Genomic DNA, 12,667 nt, shown 5'->3' with positions numbered 1-12,667 from the left:
ATTCGTCAATAGCTGGCGTCCATCGGATCGTTGCCGAATAATTCCTCACGTTCCTCGTGGCTGGTGGTTCTGGAATCCAACCAGCCGTAAGGCACATGCACTTTTTTCGCAAAGCGAACACGCCCCCGCGGCTTATCCATCAGTCTCTCGGGATAGCGCACTTCAGGGTCGAGTTTGTCCATCTGGCGCCGCACATCGTCAAGCGTCTCGCATTCCATGAACGCACGGCGCGTCTGCCCGCCCACAGGAAAACCCTTGAGATACCAAGCCATATGCTTGCGCAGATCATGAACGGCCATCTGCTCGTCACCGTCATAGAACTCGACCAGCAGACCGGCATGCTTCATAATGATGGCGCACACTTCGCCGAGATTCGGGTCAAGCCGCTCGTCGCTGCCGGCGAACGCGTTGGCAATGTTTGCGAACAGCCAAGGGCGCCCTTGGCAGCCACGCCCCACAGCCACACCGGCGCAACCGGTCTGCTCCACCATGGCCTGAGCGTCTTCGGCTCCCCAGATATCTCCGTTGCCGACTACCGGAATATCCAAGGCCTGCACCAGTTCGGTAATTTTGTCCCAGTTGGAATGACCGCCGTAATATTCGGCCATGGTGCGGGCGTGCAAAGTCACCGCTGCGCATCCCTCGTCTTCGGCGATGCGGCCTGCGTCCAAAAACGTCTCATGCTCGGCGTCAATACCGACACGAATCTTGGCTGTCACAGGAATGCCGGCGGGATTACATACCTCTACCACGCGGCGGATGACTTCTCGGAACAGATCCGTCTTCCAGGGCAGGGCGGAACCTCCCCCACGCCGGGTCACCTTGGGTACCGGGCAGCCGAAGTTCAAATCGATATGATCGGCCATATGACCGTCCACCACGATTCTCGTGGCCTGCGCGGTAATCTCGGGGTCCACACCGTAAAGCTGCAGCGAGCGGATCTTCTCGCTGGGTGCGAACCTGCACAGCCGGAATGCCTTCGGATTGCGCGCCACCAAAGCCCGTGAGGTAATCATCTCAGCCACATACAGGCCGTCCGGACCGTAGCTTTCGCACAATACGCGGAACGGCCAGTTCGTAACGCCGGCCATGGGAGACAGCACCACTGGTGTAGGGACATGCACCGGCCCCAGATCAATCGGGGCGATGGCAGAAGGTACAGCTACATCGGGCACGTTAGTACAACCCACCTGCTTGCGCGACCTTGACCGGCTCAGAGGTGTCGATGCCGGACTCTTTGGCTACATCGCTGCCGCCATCCGCAGCCTTGGTGCCAACAATGTTGATCGGTCCCTGCGGGTAGCGAGTGCGCTTCTCTCCCACACGCTCCGCCACGAAATCAGCCACCTTGCTCAGGCTCACACGCTCCTGGCTCATGGAATCACGTTCGCGAATGGTCACGGCCTGGTCGTCGATGGTGTCGAAGTCCACGGTGATGCACAGCGGGGTGCCGATCTCGTCCTGACGGCGGTAACGACGGCCGATGGCACCGGACTCGTCGTAGTCCACCATCCAATCATGCTGGCGCAGGTCAGCAGCCAAATCCTGAGCCAAGCCCTGCAGTTCGGGTTTCTTGCTCAGCGGGAACACCGCGGCCTTGACAGGCGCCAGGCGCGGGTCGAGACGCAGCACCGTACGGCGATCCACCCCACCCTTGGTGTTGGGAGCCTCGTCAACATCGTATGCATCCACCAAGAATGCCATAAGAGAGCGCGTCAGGCCAGCTGCCGGCTCGATGACGTACGGCACGAAACGCTCTCCGGTAGCCTGGTTGAAATAGCTCAGGTCTTCGCCGGAATGCTCGGCATGTGCCGAAAGGTCAAAGTCGGTGCGGTTGGCGATGCCCTCGAGCTCGCCCCAATCCGAACCTTTGAAGCCGAATTTGTATTCGATGTCGACCGTGCGCTTGGAGTAGTGCGAGAGCTTCTCCTTGGGGTGCTCATAATGACGCAGGTTTTCGGGGTTGATACCCAAATCGGTGTACCAACGGGTGCGCGTGTCAATCCAATACTGATGCCAGTCCTCATCGGTGCCGGGCACCACGAAGAACTCCATTTCCATCTGCTCGAACTCACGGGTGCGGAAGATGAAGTTGCCGGGCGTGATCTCGTTGCGGAAGGACTTGCCGATATTGGCAATACCGAACGGTGGCTTGGAACGCGAAGAAGTCATGACATTCTTGAAGTCCACGAAGATCCCCTGTGCGGTTTCAGGGCGCAGATAGTGAAGGGCGTTGTCATCGTCCACCGGGCCGAGCTGGGTGCGCAGCATCATGTTGAAGTCACGAGGCTCAGTCCATTGACCACGTGTACCGCACTCGGGGCAAGCAATGTCTTTCAGTCCGTTCTCCGGCATCTTGTCGCCGTGTTTCTCAGCCCACGACTCCTCAAGCTTGTCGGAACGCTGACGCTTGTGGCAGTTCAGGCATTCGATAAGCGGATCGTTGAACACGCTGACATGGCCGGAAGCCTTCCATACCGCCGAAGGCAGGATGACGGATGTGTCCACGCCCTGCACATCGCCGCGGGTGACGACCATGGAACGCCACCACTCACGCTTGATATTGTCTTTGAGCGCCACACCCAACGGGCCATAGTCCCAAGCCGAGCGCGTACCACCGTAGATTTCCCCGGCGGGGAACACGAATCCGCGCCGCTTAGCCAGCGACACCACCTCATCAAGTTTGGAAACAGCCACAATCACACCTTCTGGTCAAAGACAACAACGGATAAAGATATAGCGCCATGCTAGTAGCAGTTACTGACAGCCAAAACCGCCGATTGAGCCATCCGGCAGAGTTCTCCTGCCGTGTTTCCCGCACTCGCGGCAAGCCGACGGGGCTACTTCTTCACACCGCCGAATCTGCGGTCTCGGTGCACGTAATGGTCGATGGAGCGCCACAACGGCTCACGGCCGTATTCCGGGAACAGTTCGGGAGCGAAATCCAACTCGGCATACGCCGCCTCCCATGGCAGGAAGTTCGACGTGCGCTGCTCCCCCGAGGTGCGTATCATCAAATCGCAATCGGGGATGTCCGGATTGTACAGGTGCTGGGCAATCATCTTCTCGGTGACGCGATCTCCGCTGATCTCACCGTCGCGTACCTCACGGGCGATTTGCGCGCACGCATCCGCGATCTCCGCACGGCCTCCATAGTTGATGCAGAACACCACATCAATGGTCGTGTTATGGCGCGTGCGTTCCATCGCGGTTTCCAACTCGTCGATTACCGACTTCCACAATTTGGGACGTCTGCCGCTCCAACGCACACGCACGCCCCACTCGTCCATCTGCGCTACACGGCGATGGATGATATCTCGGGAGAATCCCATAAGGAAGCGAACCTCCTGTGGGCTGCGCTTCCAGTTCTCGGTGGAGAAGGTGTACAGGCTCAGATACCGCACACCGGCCTCGATGGCACCGGCGATGGTGTCGAACACCACGGGTTCGGAAGCCTGATGCCCGTTGGTGCGCGCCAATCCGCGGTTCTGCGCCCAACGTCCATTGCCGTCCATGATGACACCGACATGACGGGGCACGGAGCCTTTCGGGAAATCAGGAATGATGTCAGGGTCGGAGAATGGTGCCGCAGGAACACTCAACGACTGATAGTCCACTTGTTCAAAAGCCATACCTATGAATGTAACAACTGCCAAGAACGGATGGGGCGTTCCAGGTAATATTCGCACCATTCCTCCACAAACCGGCATGTCTGCTGATCTGGAACAGTCCGGTCAAGCACCGACCAATCGCCTTCAAGCAACGCCTCGAGCAGCTCACGCCCTTCCAAACCGATGGGTCTGGACTGCCGGGTGTGATGTACAGAGCACATCACACCGCCCGCTTCCGAAGAGAAATACCCCAGGTCGTCACGTGTGGAACACACCACACACGAGTCCAGACGCGGCGTCCACCCAGCCAAGGCCAAGGCTCGCAACGCATACGAATAGCCGACGCTCGACGCTTGGTGCCGGTTCAGCTCCAGCGCATGCAAGGCAGAAATGAGCAACAGATACTGAGCTTGAGCCGGTTCGTCTTCGTTGGACACCAGCTTGTCGACCACCTCGACCATGGCGCTGGCCGCACCATAGGATTCATAGTCCGCACATACCGTGCTGGCATAAGCCGAAATCGAGGATGCTTGGGAAATCACGTCGAGCGAGCGTCCCTGAGCCACCAGCAGGTCGCAGCGCATGAACGGTTCAAGACGACCGCCGAAACGTGATTTGACACGACGCACCCCTTTGGCCACAGCACGAATCTTGCCATGGTTGCGCGTCATGAGCGTAATGATGCGGTCGGCCTCGCCTAGTTTGACCGTGCGCAGCACCACGCCTTCGTCACGATACAATGCCACGGCCGTCTCCTCTCCGTGCCGGTTTCCTACCGATCTAGTAGATGAACAGCCCCCAGAAAGCGAAGACCAGCAGCATCTGCAGCATGGCCGCCGCCACCACCCAGAAGAAGATTCTGCCGAATCGGGTGGTAGCCAGTGCCGGTTCGTTCTTCACCGATGACGGCTGCGCAGTCTGCAGGGATAAACCTTGCTTCGTCTTGGAGAACGGCAAACGCACCCTGCCGGTCTGCGTCAATTCCACAAGACGTGCCACGACTCGCGCCCACGCCCAGACCATGACCACGGCAATAATCTGCACTACCGGCCAGCTCCAATGCATCATGCCCGGATCTTCATCGGGTGCGCCTCCCCAACCAAGCTTGACCAGCGCCATGATGACTTGACCCAAACCGGCTCCGAACAGTATAAACGTGGCGAATGTGGTGACCGTGATGGCCAGCAGTTCACTGCCGAAGCCATGCCGGAACCCGAACACACGGCGCTTGTCACGACGCAACCATCGCACAGCCTTCATCACCAAAGCGACCAACGAAAGTACTATGGCCACTGCCAACAGCACCAACATGGCAACATGCACAATGCATCCGTACACCGTCAGCGGTCTGTCGGCATGCAATTCGGTTGGCACCGCCGTGGACTGGTGGATGGTCACCCCCGCCACACGCTCGCTCGTCTCATGCAGTCCGGCTAAGGTGCCGACCGTCCAGTCAGTGATATCACGCTCATACTCGTCGGCGAACGGAGTGCCGGCTTCCGCCTCGTCTCCCAGACGCAGCACATGGTTGGCCACAGGGTAGCTGCGTACGGTCACATTCTGGTTTCCTGCTTTATGTGCGGAATCGAAGATGTGTTCAGCGCCTTGCACCTGCGCGGTCATCACATCTTTGGCGCCATACATGACCATGGTGGGAACCGAATATGCCTCCGGCAAATCCACCGGTACGTCCAGATTATGCATGCCGAACATATCTGCATCAATGTGGAACAGACGGCGCACAATCGACTGGTATCCATCATTGGCACCGACCAGAGAGAAGTCTTGGGAGACAAAGAAACCGAGCGAAAGCCTAGGCTGGTAAACCATAGGGCTCAGCAGCAGTTGGAAGGCAATACGCTTGTCTTGCTTGATGACATACGGCGAGATCCATGTGCTCTCCGAAGTGGCATACAGACCGATGTTGTCGGGATTGACGCCAGGCAGACCGCGTACGTAGTCGACCACCTGGTCGTAGGCGACCGCCGACCCCGGATAGTCTCGGGTCAGGTCGTTGGTATTCCATACCGGTTTGTCGAGCACCGCCGTCACGAAACCGGCCGAGGAAAAATCAGTGGCCACGTCACCAAACGAGTTGTCACACGTACCATAGCCGGCGCCATGCAAGAACACCAGACCCGGCATGCCTTTGGGCGCACCCTTCGGCTCGCGAATGTTGACGTTGATACGTTGCACCGCACCGGTCGAAGGCTGCTTGGCATCGATTGTGATATGCCGGCTCGTTACCTCGTAGTCGCCTTTCCTGTTCAAGTGCACACCTTGTGGGTTGTCGAAGTGCACGCTGGTGTCGGGCGTCAACGTTTCGATGCGCTGATCGGTCGGCTCCTTGTTCCATGAGGTCGCTGTGGCACCTGATATGGAAACCAGCAGTCCCAGCATAATCACGAAGATGGGCAGCGTGGCAAGCATACGCTTGCCGAACGTCCATGCCTTGGGGCGCTCGGCACGCTCAGCCTTCTCGTCCGGCTGCTCGGCACCGTTCATCACATCACTCAAACTCACACCAACCTAGGGGACGTCACCCCGCCCGCATAATCAGAAACGATACCCGTTGCCGCCATTGCTCAGCCCGGGGAACGTGACATTGGGAATGCCCATGTCGCTCTGTTCGTCCTCATAGAGAGCATCGTCATAATGTGCTCCGGCATCTGCGGATTTGCCATCGAACTGAGGTGCGGGAGGGGCAGCGGGGGCCGGGGCATTTGCCTGTTGGCCCATACTCGCCAGGGCAGCAAGCGAGGGGCTGGCTGCGGCAGGAGCCGGAACGTCGCTTTCCACTGGCTGCGGGGGCACCGGAGCTCCATCAAACGACGAGGGTGCCGGAGCCGGAGGAACACTGGGGGCGAATGATTCCGTCGCACTGAAAGCAGCAGGAGCCGGAACGGGAGCTGAGACAGGAGGAGCTGGATAGTCAGACATCTGACTTGCACTCGGTGCTACCTGCGCCGACTGCGAAAAATCCGGTGCAGGCGGTGCCGCAGGAACATCCATCGGTTCCGGCTCATATGCAGTCGCAACCGGTTCATAAGCGCTGTGCTGCTCATACGCATTGCGCGGTTCAACAACCGAATCATCTACCGCCGAATCACCAAAATCATCGTCGAACCCGAAATTCGAAACGCTGGAACCAGCATTGAACGGCTCAGCAAATTCATCACGTGAATCGTCCTCAAGCTGCCCGCCAGACGCATAGTCGAAACCATTGGCGTACTGCTCGTCCGCAGCGCTGTTTGGCATCGGCGCTGGTACTGCAGCAACCGGCACGGGAGCAGAAGGCGCGCCATCGAAAGCACCGGCAGAACCGACACTTTGCTGATAGCCATCCAGACGGTTGTAGGACTCAATGCGGTTGAGCAGGTCCACACAGTAGCTCAGAAAGTAATCGACCTGACGCTGATCGTAGCCGCGCGAACCTTTACGCTGGGTAAAAATAGAATTCGACACGCTGGTGGAACTAAGATTATCCAACTTTTTGGATTGCTTGATGTCATCGTCCATGCCCAATCCCAGGGCGATCTTATCGACCACCATGTTGACGAGCTGATCGACTTGCTTGACATCATAGGAGATACGTTTCCGCTCGCCCCTGGCGAAACGGTGCTTGGCAGGACGCTCAGCATGGTTCTCCACCACGCGGTACAGATGCCGGGTGCGTGCCTTCCATCCCTCGTTCCCCTGCTCATTGAGTTCACGTGCGGTCTGCTTGTCTGCAACGGCACGGCCCAAACGAGCCAGGGCGGCATCGACCTGGCCGATAGCGTAGCCTCCGTTGACCAAATGGAAGGCGGCGTTTTGGATATCGTTGAGCGTCAGCGGCATGCGGTCGCTGTCGTACATGGCATGCGCCCTGTCCAGGAACGCGTCCACCTGATCCACGTCATACCCGCGCTTGCGACTGCCGACACGGGCAATCCCGGGCATTTTCTGACCAGTCTCGGTTTCCTCGGCCATAGGATTTGCCTCCTCAAGGTAATCGTTGACTGCGTCAAGTTTACGCGAGCGCACAGACGCATCAACGAGAAAAACCAAACTACAGCAGCTGCACACACCGGTTATGCGCGCGTGTTCCGCCCTGCCGCGGCAACGATTCACTGAAGTTGACCGCACGGTGCGCTACAGTATGAATCTGCAACGCGAACATATGAAGCATGTACGATTGCGGGCGATTAGCTCAGCTGGTTAGAGCGCCACCTTTACACGGTGGATGTCGGGGGTTCGAATCCCTCATCGCCCACATCTCTTTAAACACTTGAAATGCAAGTATTTCACTATGAATGAAGCCCCGACAGGCGTGTAAGCATGTCGGGGCTTCATTCATCTCAGCGGCCTTTGCCGAAAGGACGCAGCCGTATTCCGTTCCAATCCGGTGCCACAGTGAGCGGTGTGGCGGCATTCATGCCGGCGGTCTTGGTCGCAGACTGCACTATGTTGGGATTCGCGGACCCTGAACGACCAGGCTTGGGGGTAATCAGCCACATAGGACCGTCATCTCCAATCACCGCATACGCATCCACAATGGTGTCGCTCAGACCATCTTCATCATCGCCGTCGCGCCACCAGATGATAGCCCCGTCAACTGTGGAGTCGTAATCTTCATCAACAAGGTCTTCGCCTGTCAACGTTTCAATCTTCGCACGCACGGAGTCGTCAACGTCATCGTCCCAGAGCCACTCCTGGACAATGTCGCCTTCGCGAAAACCGAATTCTTCAGCGTTTTGAGATGCCGTTTCATTCACGTGGCTCATAGTAGCAAACGGCTGCGAACTGCGTCACGTTTTGTCGAAATACGCTGTGCAGCAACGTTGTAAGGCTAGCGTTGAGAGCTCCGCCCCGCACCACTGGCCGAGCAGTGTGGCAGTGATTCGCCACGCCCCTGTCCAATGGCTTCGAGCGCACGGTACGCATCGTCAAGCGTCGCTACCTTCACATCGCGCAACCCTTGCGGCACATGACCTACCACTTCCCCGCAGTCTCCCGCAGGAGCAATGAACCATGTGGCGCCGTCACGTTTGGCACCCTGCATTTTCAGCGTGATACCGCCGATCTTCCCAACCGTTCCAGCTTCGTCTATGGTACCGGTGCCGGCAATGACACGCCCTCCGGTCTCATCGCGAGGCGTGAGCTTGGACAACACGCCGAGCGCGTACATCATGCCGGCCGACGGGCCTCCCACATCCTTGCTGTGCAGGGTTATTTTCGCTCCCTCCACATCTATCCCTCGCTGCTTTGCATATGCCAGTGCAGCCTTCGAAGCCTCATCCTGGGATCCGCTCATCTGCGAGTCGGACTCATGCTGATACTCCTTGGCACTTTGACCCACCGGGAACACAGCCTCACTCGGTACGACTTCCTGATTGCTGTCAGCCAACGCAGGAATAACTCTGGACACGGGCACCACATATCCGGGAACCCCTTCAACACTGACGGTGACCATCAGCAGTTTGCCACGAGATTTGTGTGCTTTCACCCCGTCCAGGGCAATCACCTCAGTGCCGTCAACGGTACCGAGCACATCCTGGGTCGGTCCTGGAGATTTGATGACGTACGGGCTGGGAACAAGCATGGCCAGCAGGCAGAGCATCACACACCACGATCCCACATGCAGACCTGTGTTGCGCCTACGCCTGTTGCCGGAAGCCGATGCCTTGGAATCAGGCTTGTTACTTGGTGCGTTACGAATCTTCACTCGGTTATTCTATGACCCGCTGCCACCAACATCGCGCGGGGCGGAAGACCATGCGAACCAATAAGATTGGTCGTGATTCAGTTACGACGAGTTGCAACCCGAGGAGCAAACGATGGATGAGAATGCAATCCACCAGTGGATCGTTGAAAGCTTTGGCCCCGTGCAGGGAGAGTTGGTATGGAATCAGATTCAATCCATGCCTTCTGTGGTGCGCGACCAGCTGTTCAGCCAGGATGTATCCAAACTCCCCCGTCCCTCCGAAGTGCAGGCCATGATGCAGGCGTTCACCTCACAAGGATTCAGCACAGTCGGAGACATGACCGATGCGATGCAAGGCGGCTCCATCAACGCCAAGTTGGCCTCTTCCATCGCCACAGCGCAGGCCAACGACGAGTCGAGTGAGAAAATCGTAAGCGCCGAGAACGCACAGGAGGTGCGCCAGGCGATGAGCGAAGCAAACCTGTGGCTTGACACCACCTGCGACATCGACCCTGCACACGGGGAGGTGCAGGTACAGACCCGTGCCGACTGGGTGAGCTCCACGTTGGACGCTTGGGTGGATATCGCCAGCCCGGTGGCACAGGCAACCAACGACGCACTGGCTGAAGTGATGACCGACCGTTTAGGAGACTCGGGCGAGATCTCAGGAGTCTTTGCCGGACCCATCCCCATTTCCATACCTGACAACATGAAAGATCCTGCGAGTCTTGTCAAGATGCTGGGCAGTACCGCATTCGCCATGCAACTAGGAAACTCGGCGGGAGAAATCAGCCATGAGGTACACGGCAGTTTCGATCAAGGTATCGCCTTGCAGAACAATCCCGCCGGTGCGATTGTGGCTCAAAACGTCTTCGCTTATGCGGACGATTTGGGTATCGACAAAGCGGAGGTTCTGGCATATGTGGCACTTGAGGAAGCTGCACATGCAAGGCTCTTCGCAAACGTGCCCTGGCTCATGCCTCGTTTCAAGGCGCTTATCGGAAAATATGCCCGTGGTGTCGATATCGATCTGGATGCCGTAGAGGAGCAGTTGCGCGATGCCACTAGCATGGATCCTGAATCTCTCTCCGGAGCCGTGGATCTTTCCAAAGTAGCCATTCCCGATACCCCGGAACAGCAGGAAGCCCTGCGAGCGCTGGAAAATCTGCTGGATCAGGTCGAAGGCTGGGTTGACTGCGTTACCTGGCATGCCGGCATGGCCCATATTCCGCATATCGAGCAGCTGCGTGAGATGGCACGTCGCGAGCGTGCGGTCGGAGGCCCCACCGAACATACTTTCTCCTCCCTGCTGGGCTTGAAACTTAAGCCCAAGCGTATGCGTGAGGCCGCTGCTTTGTGGGAACGCCTTACTGCCGAGCAAGGAGTGCAGGGACGAGATCACGCTTGGTCCCACCCCGATCTGCTGCCCCAAATCGACGATTCGACTCCACGCATCGACGCACAGGATGCCTCTGCAGAACATCCCACAAACACTCCTTCCCCGGAGCGGCAGAGCGAATCCTCGGCGAGCGCCGATACTGAACACGGCACCATAGATTGGGATGCCGAACTCGCCAAGCTACTGCGCGAAAGCGATATGGGAGCAGCCGATCAAGGCGGTACCAATCACAACGACTCAGATGAGGGCGGTTCTGCACAGGCAAACAGCACAGATTCCGGAGCCGGCGCACCTGACAGCTCCGGCGAAATAGACACAGCGAGCGACGATGATGCTTCAGACGGCACAAACCGTCCAGCTGCAAACGGCGGGCAGGGGCAGGAACCTACAGGAACCGACTCGGCGAACGAGTGAGCGAACCGGTGCCGTCCTTGCTGCGCGCGTAAGAGATGTGCAGCGTGTCCTCGGCACGGGTCACTCCCACGTAGAGCAGCCTCCGCTCCTCTTCCAAAGCGTCGCCCTCAGCAGGTGATCCGTACGGCAGCAGGCCTTCCGAGCAACCGATAAGGAAGACATGCTTGAACTCCAAACCCTTCGAAGCGTGAATCGTCGAGACCGTCACCGCTCCGGCGGCGCGCAGGCCCAATGCCTCCAACGCCGCGCGCCGCGATTCGTTATCGTCTTCCAATACGGAGCTTTGTGCGGCTCCGTCGCGTCTCATCCTGTAGTTCAGACCTGCCGCCCTAAGCGCTCGACACACCACCTGCTGTTGCGCGTTGATGCGGGTCAATACCGCGCAATCAGCCACATCGGCGCCCGATTCCACCAGTTTTACAATACGATGAGCCACGTCTTGCGCTTCTTGCACGTCGTTGTCGTACACAGTTCGTAGCACTTTCCTGCCACCAGCTCTCACTGCTTTGAGACGAAGATAATCCTGGCGGTTTGGGGCTTTCTCCAGTACTTTGTTGGCGCTGGAAACGATTGCTGCCGTGGAACGGTAGTCGATGCCCAAATTGATGTCGGCGCTCAACGGTGCGAATTCATCGGCGAACCCCAGCAAATCGTAGCTACTGGCTCCGGCGAACGAATAGATGGTCTGTGCCGGATCCCCCACCACGCATACGTTGGTGTTGCCGTTCAGCCATAACGTCATAAGCCGGTGCTGCAGAGGCGATACATCTTGGTATTCATCAACGGTGAGCCAACCGATGGAGGAACGTATGGAAGCAGCGGCCTCGGGGAACCGGTCAAGCACATGACAGACCATGAGCAAAATGTCATTGAAATCCATCTCACCTCGCGAGGTCTTCTCCTGCTCGTACGCCGTGTATATATCAGCAAATTCCGCTGCCTCTAGTCCGGCAGGCGGCTCACGATGGGTTGCGGCGCACACTCTGACATAGTCGTCGGGTGCCACCAAAGACACTTTCGCCCAGTCGATCTGCGCCATGAGATCCCTCACTTCGCTGTCACCGAAACGATCCGGGTCGTCGAACCGCTTGAGTGCCCGGTGCATCACCTCCTGTGCGTTCTCCACAAGACGCGGGAACGGCGCTTCGCTGATTTGCTGCCAGACGCGACGCAGTTGATGCAGGGCCGCAGAGTGGAAGGTGGCTGCGGTGATCGACCCGTCCACACCAAGGTTTTCGAGACGTCGACGCATCTCGTCTGCCGCTTTCACCGAGAACGTCACCGCGAGTGTGCGGCTCGGATCCCATGCCCCCGTGGCGCAGGCGTAGGCGATGCGCCTGGTGACCGTACGGGTTTTGCCTGCACCGGCACCGGCGATGATGCGCACCGGCCCTTCCAACTCGGTCGCGGCGGCTCGCTGGGAGTCGTCAAGGCCCTCCAGCAGGGCTTCGGCGTCGTCATGGGGCAAGGTCGAGGTGGTCATGGTTCCATTGTGGCAGTCGCATGCCCCAAATTTTTTGGACGGCTGGCCGAAAATTTCCTCACGGGGGTGCACTG

10 protein-coding genes and 1 tRNA gene are annotated in these 12,667 nt (G+C 58.3%); 2 read left to right on the top strand and 9 right to left on the bottom strand.

All coding sequences use genetic code 11. The features are described from left to right. Positions 1-5 precede the first annotated feature (5 nt). From dusB to AC3B5A_RS00455, 6 genes are all read right to left on the bottom strand, one after another. Positions 6-1,175, bottom strand: a complete 1,170-nt coding sequence (dusB, locus tag AC3B5A_RS00480; RefSeq protein ID WP_489797995.1) for a tRNA dihydrouridine synthase DusB — start codon at positions 1,173-1,175, stop codon at positions 6-8. A gap of 1 nt (position 1,176) precedes the next feature. Further along, positions 1,177-2,697 carry a glycine--tRNA ligase gene (locus AC3B5A_RS00475; protein ID WP_489797993.1) on the bottom strand — a complete coding sequence of 507 codons (1,521 nt, stop codon included), beginning with the start codon at positions 2,695-2,697 and terminating at the stop codon, positions 1,177-1,179. Between the two features lie 143 nt (positions 2,698-2,840). Beyond that, positions 2,841-3,632: an isoprenyl transferase gene (locus AC3B5A_RS00470; RefSeq protein WP_489797991.1), complete on the bottom strand. Its 792-nt coding sequence runs from the start codon at positions 3,630-3,632 to the stop codon at positions 2,841-2,843. Positions 3,633-3,634: 2 nt separating this feature from the next. Further along, positions 3,635-4,357, bottom strand: coding sequence for a DNA repair protein RecO (gene recO, locus AC3B5A_RS00465; protein ID WP_489797990.1), 723 nt, complete (start codon positions 4,355-4,357; stop codon positions 3,635-3,637). Positions 4,358-4,391: 34 nt separating this feature from the next. Continuing rightward, on the bottom strand, positions 4,392-6,116 hold the full coding sequence (locus AC3B5A_RS00460) for an alpha/beta hydrolase family protein (RefSeq protein WP_489798471.1): 1,725 nt from the start codon (positions 6,114-6,116) through the stop codon (positions 4,392-4,394). A 51-nt stretch (positions 6,117-6,167) separates the two neighbouring features. After that, positions 6,168-7,583 carry a DivIVA domain-containing protein gene (locus AC3B5A_RS00455; RefSeq protein WP_489797988.1) on the bottom strand — a complete coding sequence of 472 codons (1,416 nt, stop codon included), beginning with the start codon at positions 7,581-7,583 and terminating at the stop codon, positions 6,168-6,170. 209 nt (positions 7,584-7,792) lie between these two features. On the opposite strand from AC3B5A_RS00455, the gene AC3B5A_RS00450 reads away from it, so the two are divergent. Beyond that, positions 7,793-7,866, top strand: a tRNA-Val gene (locus tag AC3B5A_RS00450). Positions 7,867-7,951: 85 nt separating this feature from the next. Here the strand turns inward: AC3B5A_RS00450 and AC3B5A_RS00445 are convergent. Continuing rightward, positions 7,952-8,368, bottom strand: coding sequence for a DUF3052 domain-containing protein (locus AC3B5A_RS00445; RefSeq protein ID WP_489797986.1), 417 nt, complete (start codon positions 8,366-8,368; stop codon positions 7,952-7,954). Between the two features lie 74 nt (positions 8,369-8,442). After that, the gene (locus tag AC3B5A_RS00440) at positions 8,443-9,312 is read right to left on the bottom strand and encodes a YlbL family protein (RefSeq protein WP_489798469.1); all 870 of its coding nucleotides are present in this window, start codon (positions 9,310-9,312) and stop codon (positions 8,443-8,445) included. A 118-nt stretch (positions 9,313-9,430) separates the two neighbouring features. Here AC3B5A_RS00440 and AC3B5A_RS00435 point away from each other — a divergent pair, with 118 nt between their 5' ends. Then, a complete protein-coding gene (locus tag AC3B5A_RS00435) occupies positions 9,431-11,110 on the top strand; it encodes a zinc-dependent metalloprotease (RefSeq protein ID WP_489797984.1) in 1,680 nt (559 codons plus the stop codon). Here AC3B5A_RS00435 and AC3B5A_RS00430 read toward each other — a convergent pair. Then, positions 11,082-12,593, bottom strand: coding sequence for an ATP-dependent helicase (locus tag AC3B5A_RS00430; RefSeq protein ID WP_489797982.1), 1,512 nt, complete (start codon positions 12,591-12,593; stop codon positions 11,082-11,084). The genes AC3B5A_RS00435 and AC3B5A_RS00430 overlap by 29 nt on opposite strands. Positions 12,594-12,667: the final 74 nt, after the last annotated feature.

The organism is Bifidobacterium sp. ESL1133, from assembly GCF_058107325.1.
The sequence above is the reverse complement of the archived record's forward strand: the minus strand, read 5'-3'. Positions and strand labels throughout refer to the sequence as shown.

What these genes read in the sequence shown, in the direction of transcription:
- AC3B5A_RS00460 (WP_489798471.1), bottom strand. Translation starts at nt 6,116, where the DNA reads ATGAACGGTGCCGAGCAGCCGGACGAGAAGGCTGAGCGTGCCGAGCGC.
- AC3B5A_RS00435 (WP_489797984.1), top strand. Translation starts at nt 9,431, where the DNA reads ATGGATGAGAATGCAATCCACCAGTGGATCGTTGAAAGCTTTGGCCCC.
- AC3B5A_RS00430 (WP_489797982.1), bottom strand. Translation starts at nt 12,593, where the DNA reads ATGACCACCTCGACCTTGCCCCATGACGACGCCGAAGCCCTGCTGGAG.
- AC3B5A_RS00455 (WP_489797988.1), bottom strand. Translation starts at nt 7,583, where the DNA reads ATGGCCGAGGAAACCGAGACTGGTCAGAAAATGCCCGGGATTGCCCGT.
- AC3B5A_RS00470 (WP_489797991.1), bottom strand. Translation starts at nt 3,632, where the DNA reads ATGGCTTTTGAACAAGTGGACTATCAGTCGTTGAGTGTTCCTGCGGCA.